General features: G+C 36.2%; 21 protein-coding genes. 11 read left to right on the top strand and 10 right to left on the bottom strand.

Annotated elements, in window-relative coordinates:
* Nucleotides 1-4: 4 nt before the first annotated feature.
* Both CA834_RS09455 and CA834_RS09450 read right to left on the bottom strand, forming a co-directional pair.
* A complete protein-coding gene (locus CA834_RS09455) occupies nt 5-667 on the bottom strand; it encodes a 3'-5' exonuclease (RefSeq protein ID WP_094968444.1) in 663 nt (220 codons plus the stop codon).
* Nucleotides 667-2,556, bottom strand: coding sequence for a DUF294 nucleotidyltransferase-like domain-containing protein (locus tag CA834_RS09450; RefSeq protein ID WP_094968443.1), 1,890 nt, complete (start codon nt 2,554-2,556; stop codon nt 667-669). The genes CA834_RS09455 and CA834_RS09450 overlap by 1 nt, the downstream gene beginning before the upstream one ends.
* Before the next feature lie 146 nt (nt 2,557-2,702).
* On the opposite strand from CA834_RS09450, the gene CA834_RS09445 reads away from it, so the two are divergent.
* Nucleotides 2,703-4,076: a serine hydrolase gene (locus CA834_RS09445; RefSeq protein WP_094968442.1), complete on the top strand. Its 1,374-nt coding sequence runs from the start codon at nt 2,703-2,705 to the stop codon at nt 4,074-4,076.
* Nucleotides 4,077-4,344: 268 nt separating this feature from the next.
* Here the strand turns inward: CA834_RS09445 and CA834_RS09440 are convergent, their stop codons facing one another.
* From CA834_RS09440 to prfB, 3 genes are all read right to left on the bottom strand, one after another.
* Nucleotides 4,345-4,791, bottom strand: coding sequence for a hypothetical protein (locus CA834_RS09440; protein ID WP_094968441.1), 447 nt, complete (start codon nt 4,789-4,791; stop codon nt 4,345-4,347).
* 11 nt (nt 4,792-4,802) lie between these two features.
* Nucleotides 4,803-5,144: an arsenate reductase (glutaredoxin) gene (gene arsC, locus CA834_RS09435; protein WP_094968440.1), complete on the bottom strand. Its 342-nt coding sequence runs from the start codon at nt 5,142-5,144 to the stop codon at nt 4,803-4,805.
* A gap of 21 nt (nt 5,145-5,165) precedes the next feature.
* Nucleotides 5,166-6,264, bottom strand: a protein-coding gene (prfB, locus tag CA834_RS09430) for a peptide chain release factor 2 (RefSeq protein WP_110476939.1) whose coding sequence is annotated in 2 segments (ribosomal slippage) — nt 5,166-6,200 and nt 6,202-6,264 — 1,098 coding nt in all. Because the reading frame shifts where the segments join, the coding sequence is not laid out codon by codon here.
* 421 nt (nt 6,265-6,685) lie between these two features.
* On the opposite strand from prfB, the gene CA834_RS09425 reads away from it, so the two are divergent.
* Together CA834_RS09425 and CA834_RS09420 are read left to right on the top strand one after the other, a co-directional pair.
* Nucleotides 6,686-9,097: a zinc-dependent metalloprotease gene (locus CA834_RS09425; protein ID WP_094968501.1), complete on the top strand. Its 2,412-nt coding sequence runs from the start codon at nt 6,686-6,688 to the stop codon at nt 9,095-9,097.
* A gap of 7 nt (nt 9,098-9,104) precedes the next feature.
* The gene (locus CA834_RS09420) at nt 9,105-10,124 is read left to right on the top strand and encodes a threonine aldolase family protein (RefSeq protein WP_094968438.1); all 1,020 of its coding nucleotides are present in this window, start codon (nt 9,105-9,107) and stop codon (nt 10,122-10,124) included.
* Here CA834_RS09420 and CA834_RS09415 read toward each other — a convergent pair.
* Nucleotides 10,117-10,440, bottom strand: coding sequence for a YbaB/EbfC family nucleoid-associated protein (locus tag CA834_RS09415; protein ID WP_094968437.1), 324 nt, complete (start codon nt 10,438-10,440; stop codon nt 10,117-10,119). The genes CA834_RS09420 and CA834_RS09415 overlap by 8 nt on opposite strands.
* Before the next feature lie 75 nt (nt 10,441-10,515).
* On the opposite strand from CA834_RS09415, the gene CA834_RS09410 reads away from it, so the two are divergent.
* The 3 genes from CA834_RS09410 (at nt 10,516) to CA834_RS09400 (ending at nt 15,153) form a co-directional block, all read left to right on the top strand.
* Nucleotides 10,516-12,576, top strand: a complete 2,061-nt coding sequence (locus CA834_RS09410; protein ID WP_094968436.1) for a S9 family peptidase — start codon at nt 10,516-10,518, stop codon at nt 12,574-12,576.
* Nucleotides 12,577-12,649: 73 nt separating this feature from the next.
* Nucleotides 12,650-13,687 carry a PLP-dependent cysteine synthase family protein gene (locus CA834_RS09405; protein WP_094968435.1) on the top strand — a complete coding sequence of 346 codons (1,038 nt, stop codon included), beginning with the start codon at nt 12,650-12,652 and terminating at the stop codon, nt 13,685-13,687.
* A gap of 206 nt (nt 13,688-13,893) precedes the next feature.
* A complete protein-coding gene (locus CA834_RS09400; RefSeq protein ID WP_094968434.1) occupies nt 13,894-15,153 on the top strand; it encodes an aminotransferase class I/II-fold pyridoxal phosphate-dependent enzyme in 1,260 nt (419 codons plus the stop codon).
* A 54-nt stretch (nt 15,154-15,207) separates the two neighbouring features.
* Here the strand turns inward: CA834_RS09400 and CA834_RS09395 are convergent, their stop codons facing one another.
* Together CA834_RS09395 and CA834_RS09390 are read right to left on the bottom strand one after the other, a co-directional pair.
* Nucleotides 15,208-16,329: a GTP cyclohydrolase gene (locus CA834_RS09395; RefSeq protein WP_094968433.1), complete on the bottom strand. Its 1,122-nt coding sequence runs from the start codon at nt 16,327-16,329 to the stop codon at nt 15,208-15,210.
* 8 nt (nt 16,330-16,337) lie between these two features.
* Nucleotides 16,338-17,309, bottom strand: coding sequence for a transporter (locus CA834_RS09390; protein WP_094968432.1), 972 nt, complete (start codon nt 17,307-17,309; stop codon nt 16,338-16,340).
* 103 nt (nt 17,310-17,412) lie between these two features.
* Between CA834_RS09390 and CA834_RS09385 the strand changes: the two genes are divergently transcribed.
* The 4 genes from CA834_RS09385 to CA834_RS09370 all read left to right on the top strand — a co-directional run bounded on the left by CA834_RS09385 (nt 17,413) and on the right by CA834_RS09370 (nt 22,994).
* A complete protein-coding gene (locus CA834_RS09385; protein WP_094968431.1) occupies nt 17,413-17,700 on the top strand; it encodes a DUF4834 family protein in 288 nt (95 codons plus the stop codon).
* 70 nt (nt 17,701-17,770) lie between these two features.
* The gene (locus CA834_RS09380; protein WP_094968430.1) at nt 17,771-20,188 is read left to right on the top strand and encodes a YfhO family protein; all 2,418 of its coding nucleotides are present in this window, start codon (nt 17,771-17,773) and stop codon (nt 20,186-20,188) included.
* A gap of 16 nt (nt 20,189-20,204) precedes the next feature.
* Entirely contained in the window at nt 20,205-21,509 is a 1,305-nt protein-coding gene (locus CA834_RS09375) for a glycosyltransferase (protein WP_094968429.1), read from the top strand.
* 27 nt (nt 21,510-21,536) lie between these two features.
* Nucleotides 21,537-22,994 carry a lipopolysaccharide biosynthesis protein gene (locus CA834_RS09370; RefSeq protein ID WP_094968428.1) on the top strand — a complete coding sequence of 486 codons (1,458 nt, stop codon included), beginning with the start codon at nt 21,537-21,539 and terminating at the stop codon, nt 22,992-22,994.
* 83 nt (nt 22,995-23,077) lie between these two features.
* Here the strand turns inward: CA834_RS09370 and CA834_RS09365 are convergent, their stop codons facing one another.
* On the bottom strand, nt 23,078-24,262 hold the full coding sequence (locus CA834_RS09365; RefSeq protein WP_094968427.1) for a hypothetical protein: 1,185 nt from the start codon (nt 24,260-24,262) through the stop codon (nt 23,078-23,080).
* A gap of 347 nt (nt 24,263-24,609) precedes the next feature.
* On the opposite strand from CA834_RS09365, the gene CA834_RS09360 reads away from it, so the two are divergent.
* On the top strand, nt 24,610-25,674 hold the full coding sequence (locus tag CA834_RS09360; RefSeq protein ID WP_094968426.1) for a DUF3667 domain-containing protein: 1,065 nt from the start codon (nt 24,610-24,612) through the stop codon (nt 25,672-25,674).
* Here CA834_RS09360 and CA834_RS09355 read toward each other — a convergent pair.
* A complete protein-coding gene (locus CA834_RS09355; RefSeq protein ID WP_094968425.1) occupies nt 25,671-26,339 on the bottom strand; it encodes a cytochrome b family protein in 669 nt (222 codons plus the stop codon). The genes CA834_RS09360 and CA834_RS09355 overlap by 4 nt on opposite strands.
* Between the last annotated feature and the right edge of the window lie 3 nt (nt 26,340-26,342).

The raw sequence follows: 26,342 nt of genomic DNA, 5'->3' as shown, positions 1-26,342 counted from the left end.
TTGTTTAAAGAAGGCCTGTGCGCCTTATGTTTCTCAATAAATCCTTCAATCCAAGAGTCTCATGTAAACTTAAATTAGATACAAGTTTAAGAAATAATAGTGCGGTAATAAATGCATCCCCTGAGGCGGTATGTCTATCATGCAATGGGATATTATAGCGTTTTGCCAATTCATCTAGGCTAAAATGGGATTTTGAGCTATCTAACTTGGTTTTTTGAAACAAATGTCCTGTGTCTAATACTTTGTTTTTGAGTTTTGGTAGCCCCATTCTTTTCAATCCTCCATTTATCATGGCCACATCAAATGCCGCATGATGCGCCACTAAAACAGAGTTTTTGACATAGGCTAAAAATTTAATGATGGCTTCTTTTTCATCTATCTTTTCAAGAGAACCTTCTTTCAACAAACCATGTATTTTTACAGTATTGGTTCTAAACCTTTCTTGTCTCAAATAACATTCGAACTGGTCGGATACTTTAATTTTTAAGTCTTGAATACCAATACATCCTATAGATAGTATTTTATCTTCCTTAATATTTAAACCTGTAGTTTCAGTATCGAAAACCACAAAACGAACCATCTTTAAGTCTTGTTCTTGTGGTGTTTTGATACAGGATACATAGTCTTCCCAAAATTTCGGATAAGTTTTACGTTTAAACCAGGTCATTACATTAATTGAGATAATTTAAAACGTGTTTGAATCAATTCTTGAATAGACTTAACGGCCTTAAAACTACGCTTAAGTTTTAAACGATTTCCTTTGTTTAGAGACTCTAGGTCAATGAACCGTCCAGAATCTGAATTAGTTAATCCGTGTTCGGTTCTAAAACGCAATAAATCCTTATACGCCTCAATACAGAACAAATAAACATCCTTGTTTTGAGGTTCTAGCTCAATTAATTTTTCGTAACGCTCTATAGTGTTATTAACTGTTTTTACATTATGCGATAAAATCAGTAATCTCGCAGCATCAACTAATGGCATCATAGCCCTTGCCTTGATGTCGAAATGGTCTTTGTGTTCGCCACTTTCTTCAACCAAAAACTGCCTAAAAAAACTTAGTGGAGGTGGATTTTGAAGGGCATTGCGCCCGAGATAGTTTAAAAAAATGTCATGAGCATCTATACTCTCAAAAATACTTTCAGACAATTCATTAACGAGGTCTAAAGAACCATAAACCATGTCATAGTCGAAGAAAATTGTACATAGCATCAAATTGTCTTGATCTGGTGTGATTATCCATCGGTGGAACTGGGTTTTCCATTCATCAACGGACAAACACCATTTAGGGTTACTCGCCATCATAAGGGCTGGACATAGTTCAAAACCAACAATCCGCAACCCTTCGTTAATGCGGTTAGCCAGCTCTAAAAAATAAGCCTTGACATCATCATATTTGCCTCTATGAACATTCTCAAATACCAAGGCGTTATCTTGATCGGTTAATAATAACTGTTCCTGTCGACCTTGACTACCAATAGCTAGCCATGCAAATTTCACTTGAGGTTTTTCATGGGCACAGGTTATCGCCAAACTAATAATGCGCTGAGTAATGGCTTCGTTGATTGCTGAAATAATTCGAGAAACAAAATCAATAGGAATATCTTGCTCTAGATATCGTGCTAATAGCTCTTGAGTGCGTTGCCTGATATGCCTTAAGTCTTCAGGAGATTGGCTCCGTTTAATCTCTTTAACCAGAGCGGAAGCGTTGTTTTCTCGTAAGACGATAATGTCGTGTTCTGAAAGGATTCCAGTCAATTCTGAATTTATTGTTCCATCCTTCGTGATGCACAAATGGGTAATGCGATTTTTGAGCATGGCAATTTGAGCTTCGGCAACCGTAATGGACTCTGGATAGGTAATAACAGGACTAGACATTATTGTTGCTATGGGTTCTAAAATGGTATGCTGACCGGTAGCAATTTTCGTTCGTAAATCCTTATCTGTTATAATACCTATAGGGTGCTGGTTCTCAACAACTACTATTGAGCCGACATGTTTTTCTGTCATGATTTGAGCAGCCTCTTTAATGGTGGTTGCTCTAGAGCATATCACAGGATTTTTGGAGTATTCTGCCGATTGTAAATCAGCGAAATCCTTAGCCAGTTTAACCGTCTCAAATAGCTTTTCATCAGATTGTTGCGTAGGTCTCGTGTTTGAGATAAAGCTGGCCATTAAAAACTGACTTGCTTCTGTATTACTAGTAATGTATTTATCTAATAGTTCTGACGAAATACTGTAAAGAATACTTTCCTCAAGAGCTTTAGCTTTTAATTTGTATTGGCCTTTACGCAATAACGCCCGCAGACCGAAAATATCACCCTCGTCACATTCATCAACAAGTCTGTCATCGGACCTAAACAAGCCAATAGCTCCATCTTTTACAACGTAAAAATGACTTTCTATATCTTCATCAATCTCAAAAAGAACGCTATTTTTTTCTAAATAAATAACGTCTACAGCCGCACAAACCGATATCAACTGTTCGTGACTAAGCATATCGAAAGGAGGGAAATTCTTCAGAAAATCATAAATGCGCTGTGCAATGGTATTCATAGAGGCAATTTATGTAAAAAAAGAGCGTAGTAATATGAGTTAAGTCATTTTTTATTTATTCATACCATTAGAAAGTACTTTAGTAATTAATGTAACTTTATAAGTCATTATGCAACTAACTAGAGTAAGAAGTTAAAACATATTTTATGAAATTAAAGAACTTACTAATAATTATACTTTGCTTGAGTACATTTCAATTTGGGATAGCACAGCCCAACCTAATAAAACCCGAACTCAAGCACTATATCCAGACCCGCGTAGACAACGGAGTTAATCCTTCGGTAGCTATGGCATATATAGACAACGATAGCGTGGAGTATTATAATTATGGAAAAACAAAATTAGCGGCAGGAGTAGAGGTTAATAACGTAACGGTATATGAGATAGGTTCTATCTCAAAAGTATTTACCTGTATTATTCTAGCCGATGAGGTTATTAAGGGAACAATGAATCTTGATGACCCAGTTGCCAAGTTTTTACCAGATTCTGTAAAAATCCCTTCCCGAAATGGAAGGCAGATTACATTAAAAGACCTAGCCACTCACACCTCTGCTTTACCAAGAATGCCTTTCAACCTAAATCCTTCAGACAGTGCTAATCCTTTTGCAGACTATACGGTTGGTAAGCTTTATGAATTTTTAAGTACCTATGAATTAACAAGAGATATTGGTGTACAGTATGAATATTCTAATCTTGGGATGGGGCTTTTAGGGCATGTTTTGGAACTTCATACAGGAAAATCGTATGAGGATTTGGTGATGGACCGTATAGCGAAACCATTAGGTATGGAGGACACCAAAATAGAACTAACTGATAGTATGAGGGAACGTTTAGCCCTGCCTCATAATAACGAAGTAAAGGAGACCAAGAATTGGGATATTCCTGTTTTGGGAGGTGCAGGGGCTTTGAGGTCAACGACTAGAGACATGGTTAAGTTTGTTAAGGCCAACATAACTCCTAATGCGTCTAGATTGTACAAAGCGATGGCACTTTCGCATCAGGTGGCATTCAAAAACGAAGCTAATAATTTTCAAATAGGATTGGGGTGGCATTTCGCTAACAATAACAACATCATTTGGCACAATGGAGGAACAGGAGGTTACAGGGCTTTTGCAGGCTTTATTCAAGGCGGTCGGCAAGGTGTGGTTGTCCTAACTAACTCAATTTATAGCGTTGATCGGGTGGGCTTGGTCCAATTAGGGCAAAATCTCGATTTAAAAATACCAGAGAAGCCTAAATTTCCTGAAATCGTTGAAGTTGAGGATAGCGTTTTGGAAAGTTATGTGGGTAAATATCAACTATTTCCAGCTGTTTTTGTTACTGTGAGTAAGAAAGGAAGTCAACTGTTTGGGCAGCTGACAGGGCAACCAGAATTTGAAATTTATCCATCGGCCAATAATGTGTTTTTTCTTAAGATAGTTGAGGCCTCAATCACCTTTAACAAAAATGAAGATGGCCTAGTGGACGGTCTAACTTTGAAACAGAATGGGCAAAACATGGTGGGAACTAAAGTGGATTAGTTTAATCGTCACATTCAAAGTCGTCGTCACCATTTGCATTCTCTCTTAGGCTCCCAATGCTTTTGTTCAATTATTGATTAAATCTATAAATTACAGATAGATTAATTTGTCTTAAACGACCTTGAGACTCATTTTATCAACTAATTGAATCCGTGGTTGTTAAGGATTCTCTTTTTCTGGAAATAGGTAAATCTATCACGTTTAAATATACAGTGCGGCTTTCATCTCTTAATTCTCTGCTGAATTAGCAAGAGCTACATTCAAGAAGTCAATTCTTTTTCTTTTTTTTCTTTTTTTTCTTTTTCTTAACCTCTTTTTCGTCAAAATTCCCTTTAACCAATTCTTGAATTTTCACCATGTCGTCCTCAGAAATGAGATTTTCTAAATCTTTAAAATGTGTTTGCTCAAGTTTGGTAAGAGCATCCTTTCTGTCCAATCTGTGTTCATATTCAGTTTTTAGAATTTCTAATTTGGTGTCATAAAAAGAAGATATGGACTGCTTTATAATTTCTTTTTGAAAGGCGTCGGCCTCCAAAGTAGAAATAAAGGTTTTAATATATTCTTCCTTTCGTTCTTCCATATCCCTCTGACGTTTTTCTATTTCCTTTTCCCTTACTTCTCTGCTGGGCTGAGCAATACCATTTTGGCCTCTACGACCCTGCGAATAACCCTGAATAACGCTGAATATGGTAATTAATACAACTAACTTTTTCATAATTATCAAATTTAAATAATGTCTTTAATTTTTTCAGGTGGTCTGCCGACCACAGCTTTATTCTTATGTATAACAATGGGTCGTTCTATGAGTTTAGGGTTGGAAACCATTGCGTCTATAATGTCGTTATCGTTCATAGATTTTCCCTTGAATTCTTGTTTCCAAATAGCTTCGTTTGTTCTAACTAAATCTATAGGTCGAATTTTTAATTTTTTAATTATGTCCTGAAGTTCACCTGCAGATAATGGTTCGTCTAAATACTTTACAATTTCAAAAGGCTGTCCAGATTCCTCGACAATGGCTAAGCCTTCTCTCGATTTTCTGCAACGTGGATTATGTAAAATTTGTATCATTATTTTATTAGTATCTAAGGGTTAAACTGAATCTTTTTGCCCCATCATCATAAGATACGCTTTCAAGAAAGGTTCAATGTCTCCATCCATTATAGCATCCACATTACCTGTTTCGTGAGCAGTACGGACGTCTTTCACCAGTTTATAAGGGTGCATTACATAATTGCGTATCTGGCTTCCCCATTCAATTTTCATCTTACTAGCTTCAATATCATCCCGCTGAGCCATTTGCTTCTGCAGTTCTATCTCATATAACTGCGATTTAAGCATTTGGAGAGCTCGAGCCCTATTATCGTGTTGTGAACGTGTTTCGGAACATTGAATTTGAATACCACTTGGTTTATGTAATAACTGAACTTTAGTCTCCACTTTATTTACATTTTGTCCACCAGCCCCGCTAGAACGTGCTGTTGTGATTTCAATATCAGATGGATTTATATCAATTTCAATTGAATCATCCACCAAAGGATATACATAAACAGAAGCAAAACTTGTGTGGCGTTTAGCATTACTGTCAAAAGGTGAAATTCGTACCAAGCGATGCACGCCATTTTCACCTTTTAGCCATCCGAAGGCATAATCACCTTCAATCTCTAAAGTCACCGTTTTTATTCCCGCAACATCACCTTCCTGTAAGTTAAGTTCCTTTACTTTAAAACCGCTTTTTTCTGCATACATCAAATACATACGCATTAACATGCTAGCCCAGTCGCAACTCTCGGTTCCGCCAGCACCAGCGGTTATTTGCAATACAGCACTTAGGCTATCACCTTCTTCAGAAAGCATATTTTTGAATTCCAATTTTTCAATAGCATTAATAGCTTTTTCATAGCGTGCCTCTAAATTTTCCAAAGGTGCTTCACCCTCTTTATAAAATTCATAAATGACTTCTAAATCTTCGTATAAAGTTTTTGCCGTGTCAAAATCGGTAACCCAGCTTTTCTTTTCACGCAAAGAGCGCATAATTTGTTCTGCTTTTTGGGAATCATTCCAAAAAGTAGGGTCGAAGGTTTGCTCTTCTTCGTTGGAAATTTCTATAAGTTTGGCATCTAAGTCAAAGATACTGCCTAAGCTTTCCTAGGCGTGTATTGAGATCTTTAATCTGATCTGATGTTATCATTGCTAAATTTAATTTGAGACAAATTTAAAGCAATTATTCAAAAAAGAGAAAGAATATCAGGTAAGCAAATTTTTTCGTGGACATATAATTTTATATGAATGTTTTGGCTTAGGATTCTTTCTAATTCGTGAAACTAAAATACGACTAGGATGTGGTCCCTAACCTTGTGATAATCCTCATTATCATTCAAAACATTGACATTTGGTTGGGGAATTAATGACCATATCTCTTTAAAACAAACAAAGTAAATCCTAGAGGAGAGTTTTAGTCATCTAGTAATTTCATAGAGTATCAAAACTAGGATAATGGATGGCTGAGTCATTTTATATGGTTTATCCATCATAGTTTTTTGTCTTGTATGCATCCCGAGATAACCTTATCTTTAGCGGTCTTAAAGAAATATTTCAATCTAAATTATAACATGACATTCATCCGAATCGTATTATTTTGTGTTGTCGTTAGTTTTTCGGCACAAGGTCAAATTTTGAACAAGAAGAACTTAACGGTCTATGATGGGTTTTTTAAATTTTATTATGAAAAGGAAAATGATAAAATCTATCTCGAAGTCGATAGTTTAAATACTGAGTTCCTATATATAAATTCATTAGCATCAGGTATTGGTAGTAATGATATTGGCTTAGATAGAGGGAAGTTAGGTCAAGAACGATTGGTTTACTTTAAAAAAGCAGGAAACAAACTTTTATTAATTCAACCAAATCTAAAATATAGGGCAAATACCAAAAATGACTTAGAACGAAAAAGCATAGAACAGGCCTTTGCCAAATCAGTTCTTTTTGGGTTTAAGATTTTATCGGATACTAATGGAAAGTACATTATAGATTTCACACCTTTTTTAATGCAGGATACCCAAGGTGTCGCGGGAGTTCTTAAAAGTAAAAAGGAAGGCAGCTTTAAGCTCGATGCCTCAAAAAGTGCCCTCTCCTTAGAGCGTACAAAAGCCTTTCCAAAAAATGTAGAGTTTGAGGCCCTTTTAACCTTTAAGGGAGAACCTACGGGGCGTAACTTAAGGACCGTTGTGCCAACGAGTTCGTTAGTAGCCGTTATTCAACATCATTCTTTTGTTGCATTACCAGATAGCGATTATACCCCTAGGAAATTCGACCCAAGAAGCGGCGCGATTTATACCTCTTATATGGACTATGCTACGCCCATTCAAGAGCCTATCACAAAACGATTTATAATTAGACACCGATTGAAAAAAAAGAACCCTAACGCTTTAATAAGTGAACCCGAAGAGCCTATTATCTATTATTTAGACCCTGGAACACCAGAGCCTGTGCGGTCAGCTCTATTGGATGGTGCGAGCTGGTGGAATCAAGCCTTTGAAGCCATAGGGTACACAAATGCTTTTCAGGTTAAAATGCTTCCAGAGGATGCAGACCCGATGGATTGTCGATATAATGTTATTCAGTGGGTGCACAGAAGTACAAGGGGTTGGAGTTATGGTGCGAGTGTTGTAGACCCCAGAACAGGTGAAATTATTAAAGGTCATGTAAGCCTTGGGAGTTTAAGGGTGAGACAAGATTATATGATAGCTCAGGCTTTGATGAATAAACCATTCGTTGAAAGTGATGGTGACTATCAGCCAATGCTCGATATGGCCTTAGCTAGAATAAGACAATTAAGTGCCCACGAGGTCGGTCATACCCTTGGGTTTACGCATAACTTTGCAGCCAGTACTAATGGCAGGTCTTCTGTTATGGACTATCCCCATCCAAAACTGGCATTTAAGGATAGCCAACTCGATATGACACAAGCCTATGATGTTGGAATAGGTGAGTGGGATAAAATTACGGTGGCTTATAGCTATTCAGATTTTAAGTATGGTGTGGATGAAAAAGCTGAGTTGAATACTATTTTAAAGAAAGCACAAGAAGATGGTTTAAGATTTATAACCGACTCGGATGCTCGGGCATCAGGTGGTGCTCACTTGCTAGCTCACCTCTGGGACAATGGTAAAACGCCGTATGATGAATTAAATGAGGTTTTAGACGTAAGACAACAAGCTATATCTAATTTTTCTGAAGATAACATAAGAAGCTTTGAGACCTATTCTTCATTAGAAGATATATTTGTGCCCTTGTATTTTTATCACCGCTATCAAACGGAAGCCACAACAAAAGTGATTGGTGGATTAGATTATAATTATAAGTTGAAAGATGATGGTCAGTTTTCTGTAAGACCTGTTAATGTGCAGATACAAAAAAACGCCTTGGAAGCTGTCTTGAACACTATAAATGCCAAAGTTTTAGCTATTCCAAAAGATAAACTTGAACTTTTTCCTCCAAGAGCATATGGCAATAATCGCACGCGCGAGTCCTTTAAGGGTAAAACAGGTGTAAGTTTTGACCCCCTCAGTGCTGCGAGTACAGCAAGTGAATTTACCTTAAGCTTTTTATTACACCCACAGCGTGTTAATAGAATTCTTCTTCAAAAGAGTCTTGATGATGAACAATTAGGTTTAGTTGAGGTTTTTAATGAGCTCGTGAATGCTAGTTTTAAAACATCTTATAAGGATGATTATTTCAATAATATACAACAACAAATAAATGTCAATGTATTAAATCACTTAATGAATACAGCATTGAATGAAGACGCCTATTTTCAGGTAAGGTCTCTAGCTTTAGAAGCAATCAACGCCATTAGTAGCTTATTATATGACAAAAAGAAACCAGTGCTTTATGCGGATCAATACAGATACATGATAAATGAATTCAGGGAACATCCTGAAAAATTCAAATTAGATTCCGCGCCGAAAATTCCCGATGGTTCACCAATAGGTGGTGGCTTATGTACGTACAACCCAAATTAAATTCATCATGATTATAGACCTTAGAAGCGATACAGTAACCAAACCAAGTAAAGGAATGCTTGATGCCATGTACAAGGCAGACGTAGGCGATGATGTGTATAAGGAAGACCCTTCGATTAATGCCTTGGAAAAAAGATTAGCTGATATGTTTGGTATGGATGATGCCCTTTTCTTTCCTACAGGAAGTATGGCCAACCAAACCGCTCTAAAACTTCACACCCAACCAGGAGAACAGGTAATATGCGATAAATACGCACATATTTATAATTATGAAGGTGGGGGAGCTTCATTTAACAGTGGTATATCCTGTAGATTAATTGATGGACACCGAGGCATGTTTACGGCAGATCAGGCGGAAGCAGCAATTAACCCACCTGATTTTTATCATAGCCCTTTAACCAGTTTAATAGAGGTTGAGAATACAACCAATAAAGGCGGAGGTGCCTGTTGGGATTTTCAGGAGTTAAAAAAATTACGGGCTGTTGCAGATAAACATCATTTAGGGTTTCATTTAGATGGTGCAAGATTATGGAATGCCCTAATAGCCAAAGAAGAGTCGGCTGAACAATACGGTGCATTGTTCGATACCATATCGGTTTGTTTAAGCAAGGGTTTAGGTTGTCCTATGGGATCTGTTCTCATTGGTAAAAAAAGCCTTATGCAAAATGCCATTAGGGTGAGAAAGATTTTGGGTGGTGGTATGCGTCAAGTAGGTTTTGCAGCCGCAGCGGCCTTGTACGCTCTAGACAATAATGTAGATCGGTTGTTGGAAGACCATAAAAAAGCCCAAGACATTGGTAGGGTACTATCAAAATTATCAGCAATAAAGAAGGTAGAGCCTATTGAAACCAATATTATAATTTTTGAACTTAACCCGGATGTAAATGAGCAGCAGTTTCTTGAAAAACTGAATGAAAAGGGTGTCAAGATAATAGGAATGGGGAGCAGTAAACTTAGAATAGTGACTCATCTAGACTACACAGATGATATGCACGATGCATTTATTTCTATTTTGAAAACTATTTAAACATATCCATACCTGGGATATTAGGCATCCCTTCTTTTGCTACCGCCGCTATTTCGGCTTCATTAACACTGGTTGCTTGTTCTATAGCCTTATTTAGAGTAAGTATTAAATAATCCTCGAGCATTTCCTTATCTTCTAATAATTCATCGTCTATAACTATAGATTTTATTGTTCGGTTGGCAGTAATAGTTACTTTTAACTTAGAATCATTACTAGATTCGTCAATTAAAACGCTATTTAGACGTGTTTTGGTTTCCTCAACCTTTTTTTGGGCCTCTTTAAGTTTATCCATCATGCCCATCATATCTCCAAACATATACCGTAGTTTTAAATTATAAAGTGCAAAATTAGTAAATTGCCCACCATTTTAGAAATTACTCAGAAAAATCCCATGACAAAAATATCCCAATACCAAGTACCAATTGCTAAAAAGATTCCCCATAAACTTATAAAGCATGGTGATGTAAGGATTGATAATTATTTCTGGATGAAAGACAGAGAACATCCAGAAGTCTTGGCTTATTTAAAGGCAGAAAATAACTATTGCGAGGCTAAGATGTCCCATACAAAAAGGTTTCAAGAGGAATTATTCGAAGAAATGAAAGATAGAATAAAGGAGGATGATTCATCAGTCCCCTACAAATACAACGGGTATTGGTATATTACAAAGTTCGAGAAAGGGAAAGGTTATCCTATATACACCAGAAAAAAAGATAGCCTAGATAATCCCGAAGAGCTTTTGTTCGATTGTAATACTATGGCAGAAGGGCATACTTATTTTAAATTAGTAGGTATAAGCATAAGCCCTGACAATAAAAAAGCTTCTTTTGGTATTGATACTACAGGAAGACGCAACTATACCATCCAAATTAAGAATTTAGAAACTGATGAAATTGAAAATGACCAAATAGAATTTACTACAGGATCTGCGAGTTGGGCAAATGACAATCAAACCTTGTTTTATACAAAGAAGGATGAACTTACATTACGCTCTTTTCAAGTATACAAACATAAATTAGGACAAAGTGATGATGAATTGGTATTCCAGGAAGGCGATGAGACATTTGGTGTGACGGTTTATAAATCAAAATCCAGGAAATATATCATTATTGCCTCTTACAGTACGTTAACTAACGAGTATCATATTTTGAAAGCCGATGAACCAGATGGAAAGTTTGAAGTCTTTTGGCCTAGAAAACGGGGATTAGAATATAGTATTGCTCACTATAAAGACCATTTTTATATTCTTACCAATAAAGATAAAGCTACTAACTTTAAATTGATGCGTACGTCCGAAAGTGACAGGGATATTGAAAAATGGGTCGACGTTATAGCACATAAAGACGATGTACTTATAGAGCACATTGATATCTTTAAGGATTATCTGGTTGTAAGTGAAAGGCAAAATGGACTTAACCAAATACGGATAAAACAATGGGATGGGTCAGATGATTATTACCTACCCTTCGATAATGAGACGTACACATGCTATACGAGTACAAATGTTGAATTTGACACCGATACTTTACGCTACAGTTACAATGCTTTAACCACTCCTGCTTCAGTGATTGAGTTTAACATGAAGACGAAGACCAAAAAGGTCTTAAAGGAACAAGAAGTCCTTGGTGGTAAATTTAAAAAGGAAAATTACATTTCAGAGCGTATTTGGGCCACAGGGAGAGACGGTACCAAAATCCCAATGTCTGTTGTTTACAGAAAGGGTATTAAAAGAGATGGCACTAATCCCCTTCTTCAGTATGCATACGGAAGCTATGGTAATACAATAGATCCTTATTTTTCAACCATCAGGCTAAGTTTATTGGATAGGGGTTTTATCTACGTAATAAGCCATGTAAGGGGAGGTGAGTATTTAGGAAGAAAATGGTATGAGGATGGAAAGCTTTTGAATAAAAAGAACACATTTTTTGATTTTATTGATTGTTCAATCCACCTTATCAAGGAAAGATATACCTCTTCAAAGCATCTTTATGCCATGGGAGGAAGCGCTGGTGGATTATTAATGGGCGTAGTACTTAATGAGGCTCCAGAACTATATAATGGTGTCATTGCTGCAGTTCCTTTTATGGATGTCGTAACCACTATGTTAGATGATTCCATTCCTTTGACGACCGGCGAATATGATGAGTGGGGAAATCCGAACGATAAATTGTATTACAACTACATGAAGTCGTATTCTCCATATGACAATATAGAAAAAGCGGCTTATCCTAATATTCTAGTCACTGCAGGTTTGCACGATTCACAAGTACAATACTGGGAGCCAGCTAAATGGGTCGCTAAGTTGAGAGAAATGAAAACGGATTCAAATATACTGTTTCTCAGAACAAATATGGATGCAGGTCATGGTGGTTCCTCAGGAAGATTCGAAAGCCTTAAGGAAGATGCTGAGGAGTTCGCTTTTCTATTAGATCTAGAAGGTGTAAATGCGTAAATTAAAAAAAATTGTTACTTTTGCGAGGTTTTAGGTGTCAAATAATTAACTTGAGTACCTATAAATAACATTTATGGACAACAAAAAAAATGTATTTGATAATGTATTACAGCTTATAGGTAGTACACCACTTATCAAATTAAATAAAATGACCGCCGACTTCGATGGGGATTTTTATGCTAAAGTAGAGGCATTTAATCCAGGTCATTCCTCTAAGGACAGAATAGCATTGCATATTATAGAAGAAGCTGAACGCCAAGGTATTCTATCACCTGGTGATACCATCATAGAGACCACGTCTGGCAATACTGGTTTTAGTATAGCTATGGTTAGTATCATCAAGGGATATGAATGTATTTTAGCCGTGAGTTCTAAATCTTCGGCAGATAAAATTGATATGTTAAAGTCAATGGGTGCCAAGGTATATGTTTGTCCAGCACATGTCAATGCTGATGATCCGCGGTCGTATTATCAAGTAGCAAAACGACTGCATGAGGAAATAAAGGGCTCTATTTATATTAATCAATATTTTAATCAATTAAATATTGATGCTCATTACAATACAACAGGTCCAGAGATTTGGGACCAAACAGATGGCAAAATAACCCATTTAGTAGCTTGTAGCGGCACAGGTGGCACGATTTCTGGTATTGCTAAATATCTAAAAGAGCAAAATCCAGAAGTTAAAATCATAGGTGTGGACGCTTATGGTTCTGTGTTGAAAAAATATCACGAAACAAGGGAATTCGATGAAAAAGAAATTTACCCATACAGAATAGAAGGTTTGGGTAAGAATTTGATTCCTACTGCCACTGCCTTTGACCTTATTGATGAGTTTGTTAAGGTAACAGACGAGGAAAGTGCACATTCTGCAAGAGAAATATCAAATACCGAAGGTCTCTTTGTGGGTTACACAAGTGGTGCGGCGATGCAAGCCTTAAAACAACTGAACGAAGAAGGCGCCTTTAAGCCTACGGATAAAGTCGTTGTTGTTTTCCCTGATCACGGTTCAAGATATATGAGTAAGGTATACAGTGATAAATGGATGCAAGAACAAGGATTTTTTGATAGTAAGACCGAGGTTCATGCACCTATTGAGTATATAAAATAAATGTTTGCAATATTATTGGCCTATCATATTTTTGTGATAGGCTTTTTTGTGTTTAAAAGTCACGGGACACTTCATTAAATAAATTATGCCGTCATAATATTATTACCTAATTTTGCAACCACTAACAAGATTAAATTAACATAAGATTAATAGATTTTAAATTTAATGGTAACATTACGTTTATGTCGATTAGTAGCAATTAACGTATGAAGGATTTATTCGAAAAGATTTATAGAGATAAAGGACCCCTAGGGAAATGGGCATCACAAGCTGAAGGCTATTTTGTTTTTCCAAAACTAGAGGGTCAGATTTCTAATCGTATGAAATTCCAAGGAAAGGAAGTCATTACGTGGAGCATCAATGATTATTTAGGGTTGGCAAACCATCCCGAAGTGAGAAAAGTTGATGCAGAGGCTGCTGCGCAATATGGCTCAGCCTATCCTATGGGTGCCAGAATGATGTCTGGTCACACGGATTTACACGAGAAATTACAACACGAACTAGCTAGTTTCGTCAATAAAGAAGCCGCCTACCTTTTAAATTTTGGTTACCAGGGAATAATGTCTACCATAGATGCTTTAGTTTCTAAAGATGATATTATTGTTTATGACGTGGACGCTCATGCTTGTATTATTGATGGGGTGAGGTTACATATGGGAAAGCGATTCACCTACAAGCACAATGATGTAGAGAGTTTAGAAAAAAACCTAGAGCGCGCTACCAAAATGGCGGAGCAAACAGGTGGTGGAATTTTAGTTATTTCGGAGGGTGTTTTTGGAATGCGTGGTGAGCAGGGACGACTTAAAGAAATTGTTGAACTAAAGAAAAAATATAATTTTCGATTTTTGGTAGATGACGCACATGGTTTTGGTACACTTGGTAAAACAGGTGCTGGAGCTGGTGAGGAGCAGGGAGTGCAAGATGATATTGACGTTTACTTTGCAACCTTTGCGAAATCAATGGCAAGCACGGGCGCTTTTATCGCGGGAGACCAAGAAATAATTGATTACCTAAAGTATAATCTAAGATCCCAAATGTTTGCCAAATCGTTACAGATGCAGCTTACAGCTGGTGCTTTGAAGCGATTGGAAATGTTAAAGACTATGCCAGAGCTTAAGGAAAATCTGTGGAAGATAGTAGACGCACTTCAGTCTGGTCTAAAAGCCAAAGGTTTCGATATAGGAACCACTCAAAGTTGTGTAACTCCGGTGTATTTGAAAGGAAGTATTCCTGAGGCCATGGCTCTTGTAAGGGATTTGCGCGAAAACCATGGAATCTTCTGTTCTATCGTGGTTTATCCTGTGATACCAAAAGGGTTGATTTTACTAAGAATGATTCCTACAGCAACTCACACACTTCAGGATGTGGAAGAAACCCTTGAAGCATTTGATGCTATAAGAACACGTTTGGAAAATGGAACCTACAAAAAAATGTCAGCTGCTATAATGGCGTCTATGGGCGAGTAGTAATCTAGCAGACTTGAATATATTTAAAAAGCCGTTTTGAAGAAACGGCTTTTTTTAATTTAAATCTTTTCTGAAGGTTTTGCGGCGAGCATAAACCTGTGGGTTAAAATGCTTCCAAATTTTACGAATAGCCTCATTATCTTCTAGCTCAGGCGTTCTGTAACATGTTTCAATACCTTTAGCTGTAAATGTATCGTAAAATTCATTAAAAATAACGGCATGTACACCTTTATTTTGATAGTCTGGTTGTACCCCAATCAGATAGAAAATAGCGTCTTTGTTATGTTTCTTTGCCCTTAATATATGTCTAAAACCAAATGGAAACAGCCTGCCTTTTGCTTTCTGTAGAGCTTTAGCAAACCTTGGCATCACGATCGCAAAAGCTATTAAATTGTCCTGGTCATCTACAACAAATTTAATGTACTCAGGATTTACGAAACTTATAAACTTACGCTTAAAATAGTCTTTCTGAATATCCGTTATTTCTACAAATGAGGATAATGATGAATAAGTTGTGTTGAATAGGTCGAACATACGGTCAACATAAGGCATTACCTCACTAGTTTTGGTGAAGGAAAGTGCTTTGAGATTATACCTTCTTTTGACCAGGTCTTGTGCCTTTTTAAAGGTCTCCGGATTTACGTTAGAGAATTTAAATTTACTTTCTGAATATTCCTTTTCAATGTTGTAACCGTGGAATTTGTAATGATCTACATAGTACGGATAATTATACCACGTAATCATTGTAGCAATGTTATCAAAGCCTTCTGTCATAACACCAACCTTGTCCAAATTGGAAAATCCAACCGGACCTTCTACAAAATCTAATTTTTGGTCTTTTCCTAGAGCTTCTACTTTTTGCAAAAGGGCTTTACTTACCTCTAAATCATCAATAAAATCAAACCAACCAAAACGCATTTTCTTGATATTTTGGTTCTTGATTTCTAAATTATTGGTTATCGCTGCCACACGGCCCACAACTTGACCATTTCTGTATGCTAAGAAGAATTGCGCTTCAGCATCATGAAAAATAGGATTTTTCTTTTTGTTAAAAGTTTCTAGTTCTTGACTTATCAAGGGGGGAACCCAAAATTTCGAATCTTTGTAAAGCTGAAATGGAAACTTGATAAAGGTTTTCAGCTCTTTTTTTGAAATGGCTTCTTTAACTGTAATCATGCGTTCATTTATGGTTGCATACCAGAATCAAAATTATTGGCTTTATTCTTATTTTTTCGTTGTTGTCGTTTAGCTTCATCTTTAGCGGTGTTGCCATTGTCAATTTTCTTGTCTTTATGGAAATCCAAGCGATAAGACGCTCCAAAAGCAATATTGAATATGGAAGGGGTGTCTTTGGTGTTAAATGCAATATTGGCATCAAGCTGAAAATCTTTAGTCCATAAATAGGCCCCTCCAACCCTGAAAATATTATCAGCATAAAAATCACTATTTATGCCTTGCGTTTCACCAAATACCACCCACTGTGGCGTAAAGGAATGGGTTAATGTTAGTACATATTGAAACTCGGAAAAATCAGACCCTATTCTGTTTTGGCTAAAATTCATAACAAACACCCATCCGCCACTAAAATTGTGTTGTGTTAAAAGCATAATTTTCGGACTAATACCCTCCACATCTGGTGCTAAAAAAGGATTGTCTGCTGTGTCGAAATTTGCACCAGCATATACCGAAACCGCAGGGATTAATGATTTCCACTTAAATTTTCTGTTCGCATGGTAGCTATATAAGTTTGGCTTAGCTTCTTCTGCTGTTTTGTAGGGGTCGAAAATCAAATATTTAGCGCCCACAGTAAAATTGGTAAAATTAGCCCGGTCCCTTTCGAAGGGAATTGCTCCACTTGTAAAGGTTTGTGTGTCATTTTGATAAGTCCCGTTAACTTGTAACTCAAGTTGTTCAAACAGTAAACCATATCTCACAGCAAAGTCTAAACCAAATCCTGAAATATCGTACTCCAATGGGGTGTGCTCTTCCTTAACCGTAAAAGCTCCTGCTTCAAATTGAAGAACGTTAGTTCCTACAGCAAAAGCACTTTCAGAGGCACCTGGTCTGTTGGAATTTATGACCTCTGTATACTGCGCTTGGAGCTGAAAAGACAGCAGTAATAAGGTTACAAAAAAATAAAATTGTTTTTTTTGCATAACGCTAGGTTTGGTTTCAAATATAGATATTTTATACTTTTTTTAGGGATAATAATCCGAATATAAACGAGCAGAGTCGTATTTTTGACTAATTGTTGTCAAAATGTTTTACGAAGCATCAGTCATGGGATTATTAAGAACCATTTTAATCATATTACTCATCTATTTTGGATTTAAAATCTTAGCACGATTATTTGCACCAATCTTATTACGGTTTGTATCTAAAAAGGCAGAGGAGAAGTTTGGTCAGCAATTCGGGGGATATCAGTCTCAACAAAAAGCAGAGCCAAAAAGGAAAGAAGGAGAAACAGTTATAGACAAAATGCCCGAACAAAATAAAAAGTCAAATGATGGTGTCGGTGAATATATAGATTACGAAGAAATCGAATGACTTAGTTTTCTTGTGTGGCATTATTAAAAAATTAATTACTTTTCCGTTTTAACCATTTTATTTTCAATAAATGTCCTTCTCTTTAAAACGTTTATTACCACATATTTTAGTTTTAATCGGTTTTGTAATCTTATCCTTAGCGTATTTTAGTCCGGTATTACAAGGTAAAAAGATTTTTCAAAGCGATATCATGCATTATATTGGCATGGCTCAGCAACAAAAGGAATTTGCCAAGAAAACAGGTGAACAAACCTATTGGACCAATAGTGCCTTCGGTGGAATGCCAACGTATCAATTAGGGGCAAAGTATCCACATAACTACATTAAAAAATTAGATTTATCGCTACGGTTTCTTCCTAGACCAGCTGATTACCTTTTCCTGTACTTTTTAGGGTTTTATATTTTGTTGCTGTCATTGAAAGTAGATTATAAATTAGCGGCTCTAGGTTCATTGGCCTTCGGTTTCTCGACCTATCTAATAATTATTTTGGGTGTTGGTCATAATTCAAAAGCCCATGCTATAGCCTATATGCCTATGGTATTAGCAGGTATTATTCTCACATTCAGGAAGAAATATATTCTAGGAGTTCTTTTAACAGCTGTTGCACTTGGTCTTGAATTGGTTGCTAACCATTACCAAATGACCTATTACTTGTTACTACTAGTTATAGTTTTAGGAATTGCATATTTGATAGACGCTTATCAACAGAAGCAATTGCCTCATTTCTTTAAGTCGTTAGGTCTTTTGTCTGTAGCTGCTTTAATTGCTGTTGGTCTCAATGCTACTAACATAATGGCAACCCAAGAATATGTTAAGGAAAGTACTCGTGGCAAAAGTGAGCTTACCATTAACTCGGATGGTTCACCAAAAGATGTCACCTCAGGTCTTAGTCGCGATTATATCACGGAATACAGTTATGGTCTCTTGGAAACTTTTAACCTTTACATCCCAAAATTTATGGGAGGTGGGAATTATGAAGACGTCGGGAAAGATTCAGAAACCTATAAAGCCTACATCAACCTGGGAGCCTCTCCAATTGAGGCTTTAGAGGCTTCAAGAAATGCACCTATGTATTGGGGCGATCAGCCTATTGTAGAAGCACCAGCTTATGTAGGTGCTGTTATAATCTTTTTGTTTGTACTTGCGCTCTTTTTAGTCCATGGACGCTTAAAATGGTGGTTGGTAGGTGGTACTGTTTTGTCCTTGCTCTTATCCTACGGAAAAAACTTTGGTGTTCTAACGGATTTCTTTATCGATTATGTACCACTTTATAATAAATTCCGGGCGGTTAGCTCAGTACAGGTTATTCTAGAGTTATGTATTCCGGTTCTTGGTATTATAGGTTTAATGAAACTATTCAATAATCATCAAAATAAAGAACAACATATTAAGGCTTTAAAGTACAGTGTCGCCATTACCGCTGGTCTCTGTATTTTATTTTTGTTGTTTAAATCCTCCCTTTTTGATTTTGGTGGCCTACGAGATGACAGGTATGCTCAGGCTTATGGACAGCCCTTTGTTGACGCACTGATTAAAGATCGTAAAGCCTTTTTTACTTCAGATACGATTAGAACTTTAATTCTTGTACTCTTTTCAGCAGGAACTATTTATTTATTCTTGAAAGAAAAGTTGAAGGAGACAATTGTGGTTGTCGTTTTTGCCATTTTATTATTGTTTGACTTAGTGACTGTAGACAAACGATACGTTAATAATGACGACTTTATATCTGCAATAAAAGTGGATAAACCCTATCAGCCGTCAGCCGCAGATAAGGAGATTCTTAGGGATAAAAGTCATTATAGGGTATTCGATATGTCATCTGAAGGGCAATCTAGACCAGGGCGGGCAGCTTATTTCCACAATTCCTTAATGGGTTATCATGCTGCGAAATTGGGTAGGTATAATGAGCTTATAGAGTTTCATGTTTATGACAATAACATGAATGTTCTCAATATGTTAAATACCAAGTATATCATCGTTGAGGACCAAGGTAAGGTTTTTCCGTATACGAATACAGAGGCTAATGGCAATGCGTGGTTCGTTTCTGAAGTAAATCGTTTGGATTCCGCAAATGCTGAAATTAAAGCTTTGGATAGTCTTGATACCAAAACAAAGGCAGTGAGCACAATGATTGATAAATCTAAGCAATTTCAATTAGATTCAACAGCAGCCATAGACTTAAAAGAGTTTAAACCTAATTACTTAAGATATCAATCGAATAATACTCAAGACGGATTTGCCGTGTTCTCAGAGATATATTATTCAAAAGGATGGAATGCTTACATTGATGAGGCAAAAGTGCCTCACCTACGCGTTAATTATGTACTTAGGGGATTGGCTATACCAAAAGGAAAGCACACTATAGAGTTTAGATTTGAGCCAGAAGTTGTTGCAACTGGCAGTAGGGTCGCATTAGCAAGCTCGGCTATTCTGGGAATTTTAATCCTGTTAGGCATATTCTACCATTTTAAACATAAAAAGGCCTGACATATAACCCTATAAGATGGCTTCAAAAAAAGTTCTCATCATTACGTATTACTGGCCTCCTGCAGGTGGGCCAGGAGTTCAACGTTGGTTAAAATTTGTCAAGTATTTACCGGAATTTGAAATTGAGCCTATCGTTTATTGCCCTGAGAACCCCAGTTATCCTATTACAGATGAAAGTCTAATCGACGAGATTCCAAATAATATAACAGTCATTAAACATCCTATACGCGAGCCTTATAGGATGGCTAAACTTTTTTCTAAGAAAAGCACTAAAACTATTAGTTCAGGTATCATACCCAAAAGAAGAAAACAATCCTTAATACAGCGTGTAATGCTTTATATAAGAGGTAATTTTTTTATTCCCGATGCACGTAAAAATTGGGTAACACCATCAGTACAGTATTTATCCAATTATATCACAGACCAAAATATTCAAACAATCATAACCACAGGGCCGCCTCACAGTCTACATTTAATAGGAAAAGCTCTAAAGGAACGCTTAGATTTAAAATGGATAGCGGATTTTAGAGATCCCTGGACAACTATAGGCTATCACAAAGACCTGAAGCTAACAAGAACCTCAAAGGCTAAGCATGTAAAACTTGAGTCTGAAGTTTTACGAGCGGCAGACCATATTGTCGTGACGAGCAATAATACCAAAAAAGAATTTAAGACAAAGACCAAGCAACCCATTACCGTCATTACTAATGGTTACGATACCCACAAAATTCAAATTCACAAAAAAGACCAGTTATTTACAATGTCACATATTGGTTCATTATTGTCCAATAGAAATCCGGAGCTTTTGTGGCAGGTACTCTCGGAGCTCATAAAGAACAATAAGGCCTTTAATGACGCGTTTAGGTTGAATTTAATAGGTGTTGTTAGTGATGATGTAATTGAGAGTTTACGGAGTTATGGATTGCATAACCATATGAATATCCTGGGTTATATTAACCATGATGAAGCCATTAGATACCAAATGAAATCGCAGATACTTTTATTGGTTGAAATTAATTCTAAAGATACGAAGGCCATTATTCCTGGTAAACTTTTTGAGTACCTCATAGCTGATACGCCGATTTTGGCTATTGGCCCTAAAGACTCGGATGTACAGCAAATCATATTATCTACAAATACAGGTTCATATTTTACTTATGATCAAAAAGAATTACTCAATGTACAAATTCTAGAATGGTTTAAGGCCTACCAAGAGGATTCCTTAAAGGTTAATGCTATCGGTTTAAAACCATACAGTAGACGGGAATTGACCAAAAAATTGAGTACACTAATTAGATCCGATTTATCTTTTGGAGATTGATGTTATTTCATTGTAATTTGTAGCACAATGGGTATTGTATTAAATCAATCATTCAAAAATACAATTAGCACTTATCTCGGTTTTGGAGTAGGTGCCCTCAACACGCTGTTTCTTTACACCAATTTTCTGTCGGACCAATACTATGGTCTAGTCGCTTTTGTTTTGTCCGCAGCCAACATTATGATGCCATTTATGGCTTTTGGTGTCCATAATGCCATTGTAAAGTATTACTCGGCATATAAATCAAAAAACAGCATCAACAGTTTTCTAACCATGATGCTTTTATTGCCATTGGTGTTTATAATTCCCGTAGCTATTATTGGGTACTTTTCATTTGATAGTATCGCCAATCTGTTAGCCACAGAAAATGTAATTGTTAAGCATTATATCTGGCATATCTTTATTATTGCTGTGGCCATGGCGTATTTCGAAATCTTTTATGCCTGGACCAAGGTCCAATTTCAAACTGTCTTTGGCAATGTAATGAAAGAAATATTTCATCGTATTTTGATTACGATTTTACTTTGCTGCGTCTATATGGAATGGCTCACAGCAAATCAATTTCTTCAGGCTTTAGTTGGGGTTTACATTTTGCGGATGTTACTTATGAAGCTCTATGCGTTTTCAGTAAGACCTCCAAAGTTCATATTTCAAAAATCAGATAATTTTTACGATATTCTAAAGTATGCCGGTTTAATGATTGTAGCTGGTTCTATTGCTATGGTTATTTTGGATATTGATAAATTTATGATCGGTTTGATGCTAGAGCACATCGAAAACGTGGCGTATTACTCTGTAGCTATTTTTATAGCAACGGTAATTGCGGTTCCCCAGCGGGCGATGCACCAAATTATGATGCCTTTAACCGCTCAATATTTAAATGAGAATAACAAAAAGGCTTTAGAGGACTTATACAAGAGAAGTTCCTTAAATCTTTTAGTGGTAAGCGGTTTTATCTTTTTATTGATAATTTTAAATATCAATGAGCTCTATCGTGTTTTACCAAAGGAGTTTACAGGAGGTCTTCTTGTGGTCATAATTATTAGTATTGCAAAACTGTACGATAATATGTTGGGAAATAATAACGCTATTTTGTTTAACAGTGAATACTACAGGATGGTTTTGGTGTTCGGTGTGGTACTTACTGTTCTCGCTGTGGTATTGAACTTAATCTGTATCCCAATGTTTGGTATTAATGGCTCTGCCATAGCAACTTTTTTCGCAATAGGTATTTATAATACCGTAAAGGTTCTTTTTGTACAAAAGAAATTTAAAATGCAACCTTTCTCCATTGCGTCATTAAAGATTTTAGCAATTTTAATAGTAATGTCCTTACTTTTATATTTTTGGGAGTTTCCTTTTCATCCTGTGATAAATATTTTATTAAAATCAACGCTTATAGGGGTCTTATACCTGTCTACTATTTATAAGTTAAATATTTCAGATGATATGTCTTTACAAATAAAAAAGTACTTAAGGCTTTAGGTACTTTTTTAATGAGAAATCCCGCAAGGTGCTTTGAGGCATACAGCAAACGGGAATTCTACTAACCAACCAAAAAAATCATTTTATAATCTAGATCGTCTTGAGTTTGACCTTGAAGAGGATCTGTTGTTGCTTCTGCTTTTATTGGATCTCTCTGTTACAGACGATGACGTTCTCTTATTCTGTGCTACACGTTGTTTTCTAACGTTTGCCGAAGACGTTCTATTGTTCTGTCTTGAGTTTATCACCTTTGGTTTTCTAACCGAAGCTGTTCTTGTCTTCTTTACATTTTTAGAGACATTAGAATGTGATCTGGTTACATTTTGTCTGGTACTGCTTGCACGTGTAACAGATCGCTCTGATTTATTCGATGCTGGTCTCGCGTTAGAACGGGTTCTAACGGCGTTGTTAGAGACTCTTGTTCTGTTCGGAGTACGGCTTATCTCGGTGTTTCGCGTACTTCTGGTTCTACCATTATTTATATTTGTATTTCGCGTTCTGTTAATTGCCGCATATCTGCGCTGCACACTTCTCTGAGTAGCACGCTCAGATCTGTTTCTTGGTGTCTGTGCGTATCTATTGCTATGTCTTGTTGCATTGCGTCTACCGACTTGAGCATAATCTCGTCTTCCATTTATGTTAAAATGTCTTACGTTATTTCTGTAAGGTCTATACCATATATGTCTAACTGGTGTATAAAACTGTCTATATGGATATGTATTCAAGACACAGAAATTGGCAGGTGGAAGTGCGTAAAAACGGTGCCATGGTCTCCATATATAGGCTCTATTATAGATATTGATGAACCCCTCATATCTCCAAAAGACATTATTTCTATAAAAAATATTAAGTCCTCCAATTCTATTTACTCTACCAAATCCATTGTAATTGATAAATATGTTACCTATCTGATTAACGCGTCCATAGAAGTCGTAAAATACAGGCGTGTTTTCAATTTGTACAATAGCTCCAAAACTGTCATACTGTACGTAAGGATTGTAATTAAATCCAGTATTAAAGCTCAAAGCAAATCCTGGACGATTAATTCCAACGTTCACATTTGGACCATAGTTGGGCATATAAAAGTCGAATTGACCATCTGGAAAAACTGAAAATTCGATACCACCTTCAACAAAAATGAAAGAATTACCGTAACCTCTCACAAAGTTATTGTTTGAAGCAGTAGCTTCTATAGCTGTGCTGGTTTCTGCTTTTGCCGTAGTGCTAACCGTCACTAACAGTGCAAATAAAAATAGTATCCGTTTCATAGTTAAAGGGTTTTAAATTAAACTCACTACAATTAAAACAAACAGCATGCCAAACTTGTAACACCTTGTTTTACAGCAATTTAAAATTTAACCAAAACTCACATAATATTGATATGTACATCGGTGCGTAATTTTCAGTATTTTTAATACAGCTAAAACATATCAATCTTAAAAAGTGCTACTGTTAGTTTGGCCATCTAGAGTCTTTATAGGGTTCTTTTATAGATGTTAGCGCGAAAGATTTTAGATAGTCATAAGTAATTTATATTTAGACGATTTAAAACGAGATGAAACATAATTGGATTTGTTTCTTCTATTAAGTAGTAAGAGAATAGTATTTAGAAACGATGGAAACTAAACAAGTCAAATGTAAAAATTGTGAAAAGCCTTATAAAGAAGGTTTTCAATTCTGTCCGCATTGTGGTCAAAAAACCAACGATGAACTTACTCTAAGTGTACTCTTTTATAACACCATTAGTAATTACTTTTCGTTTGATGCACGTTTTTTAAAGAGTTTTATTCCATTAATGATTAAGCCTGGCTACTTGGCTAAAAAATTTATTGAGGGTAAGCGGCTTATGTATTTGCATCCTGCGCAGATGTACTTATTTATTTCAGTAGTGTTTTTTTTCTTGTTTTCTTTTTCTATAGCAGAATGGGAGAAAGAAGCTGTGAGATTTAATGAAAAGATCGCCAAAGCCCCGCTTCAAATTGATATGCCAGATGAGGCTAAAGCTGAATTGGATTCCGTAAAAAATATGGAAGTACTCAAAAATTTAAAAAATAATAAGGCCATCCTTGGTTTAAAGGATGAAGATTTAAAAAAAGCAGACTCAATTATTCAAACCGATACTGATGACATCAACATGTCATGGGACTTCAATAAAAAGAAAATAGATTCTTTAATCGCTGTTGGTGCTGAGGAGAATGTTATTTACAAAGAGATGGGAATGTCTGACGATGCAAGTTATTTTGAACGTAGAATGTACAGAGGAGTCCTTAATCTTGCCAAAGGTACTGGTGCAGGAAATATGTTGAGGAGGGCATTTGACGCTGTGCCAATTACAATGTTTATTTTATTACCGCTATTTGCTCTAATTTTAAAGATTTTTTATTTCAGAAAAGGCCGGTATTCCTATCATTTAGTTTTCACCTTTTACTTATTTTCCTTTTTATTCATGCTTTTTGCTATTTTGATGGCTATTAATAGGTTCGTCATTGAAATTCCTGGCTGGATACTTACACTGATTGTCCTGTCTACTTTTTTCTACTTCTATTTTGGACTACTGAGATTTTATGAGCGTAATTGGTTCACCACCTTGTTAAAAGGAACAGTTATAAGTACCATATTTTCCATTTTTGTGGTAATAACTACAGTTTCTTTAGTGCTTTTTGGATTTATGAATGCTTAGTCTTCTTCGTTTGACTTAGCATGCCAAATGGGAATATCTAAGAATGTGCTCAATAAATCTGCATCATCAACAATGCTTTTTAGGCTTCCGTGATCTACGATATTTTTTCGACTTCCGTCTTTGAGAACAAGATTAAGTTCAAAACTGTTGAAGCTACTTTTACTGCCCCTGACATTTTCTCCAATAATTTGTAAGGCGACAACTGTGTTCAATGCAATTTGCTCTGAAGTTTTTGATTTTTTCGTAGTGGCGTTATTCGTATTATAACCTTTTAAGTAAAATCCGGACGTTTTATCAAACACAATAGGCTTATAAAAATGATAGAACATTAACAAGCCTGCCATTGTGAAAACGCCTCCAACAATCAAAAGAAGTAAAACTGGAATATCGGCAGATGAGTCTTGGATAATCAAACCTCTAAACATAAGGAACAAAAGCCCTAGACCTATGGCAAGAAAAATAAAACAAAAAATAGCAATACCGTAACTGGGTTTGTACATTAGTTTCGAATCTGAGGATTTAATAAGCACATGAGTTTTAAAATTAGTACCTCCACCCTTAAGGGGCTTAACATCGACCCTAGATTTTAAATCTTTATTTGAAAAAGATACGTCACTAATATCGACCATAGATTTTTCATTCCCTGTTTCGGTCAACTCATCCATTTT

The organism is Winogradskyella aurantia, from assembly GCF_002266855.1.
GTDB lineage: Bacteria > Bacteroidota > Bacteroidia > Flavobacteriales > Flavobacteriaceae > Winogradskyella > Winogradskyella aurantia.
The sequence above is the reverse complement of the archived record's forward strand: the minus strand, read 5'-3'. Positions and strand labels throughout refer to the sequence as shown.